This window comes from Vibrio sp. Vb1574, from assembly GCF_033338675.1.
Window position 1 is genome coordinate 1 of the sequence record NZ_JAWOTC010000235.1, and the last position, 1335, is coordinate 1335.

At 43.7% G+C, this 1335-nt stretch carries 1 pseudogene; it reads right to left on the reverse strand.

Annotation, left to right across the window (positions count from 1 at the left end):
- Nucleotides 1-1335, reverse strand: a pseudogene (locus R7O12_RS25110) (AraC family transcriptional regulator); the annotation flags it as partial.

Genomic DNA, 1335 nt, shown 5'->3' on the forward strand with positions numbered 1-1335 from the left:
TGCGAGCCACACACCTTTCGCATCACTGATCAAACACGCCGGACGAGCATTCGCAACACTCATCTCCAAGACTTGCTTGGCTTCGCCACCAGCCACTGTTTTAAACAACCCATAGGAAGAGGCAAACCACTGAGAGCCATCCGCCGCTGTCACTATATCTAGCGACTCGCCATATTTTTCCGAGAAACGATTGAAACGAATACGTTCATCATCGTATTCGTAAATGCCGTGGTCCGTACCAATAAAAAGCTTATCTTCGGTATCATATAAGCGCGTCACTTTAGCTGGTAAGTACTGACTCACGATCCATTCGCTACCAAAGTTTCTGACGGATTGCTTGTCGATATCAACGTTGTAAAGTTGGTAACCGCTGGATACCCACAAACGGTTTGTGTCGTCTAGAGCAATATGCTCAACAGCATGCCCAGCCATCACTTGTAAATAAGGGAAGCTGACCTTTTGCAGCCCTTCCAATTGGAATATCTCCAAGCCTTTTGAAGTGGCAAGCCATAACATGCCTCGTTGGAACGCAAATTCGTTAATCTGAGAATCTAATTCTAAGACTTTTACAATCCCTTCCGCGCCAGAACGATACAGCTTGCGGTCATCGGCAAACCAAAGCACACCATCTGGCCCTGTTACCGTTTGTCTGATACGACCAGATAAGGTTTGCGAGTCATAACTACTAAAGGTGACTCGCTCAAATTTTTTGCTGAACAAAGAGTAATAACGAATGCCTTGGTTGGTCGCTATCCACATTCCGCCCATGTTGTCGCTAAGTAAGGAATAAATTTTAGTGCTATCGAGCTCTAACTCTAAGAAGCTCGCAGGCTCAACTTCAGTAACTTCACCAGTTAAAAACGAGTAGAGATACAAACCGTGCTCAGTACCAACCCAATACTCTTGATTGGTCTCTGAAAACGTCAGTACGTGGGAGCCGCCAATTTTGACGATCTCTTTGTTCGGCTCGTAAATATTGAAGATCAACGCGCCTTTTAAGGTGCCGACCAATATCTCGCGTCTCGTATGCGAGTAGTACACTTTTTCAATGTAGTTTTGACCGGATGAAATCACATGATCAAATTTATTACCTTCAGAGAGATAGACACCAGATGTTGTAGCCAACGCCCATTTGGTTTCGACCAGAATCGCATCATTGATGTACACATAACTATTATTGCTATGTTGATAAAGTTGAAGCAGTGAAAATGAATCAAGTTCATTGGTTTTGATGTTGTAGGTATAAAAATGTGCGCCATCACTGACCCAAATATAATCACCTGATGAACCTATTTTTCTAATTTGCGACCCGGGGTTAAGGCTAAAGACCAACTG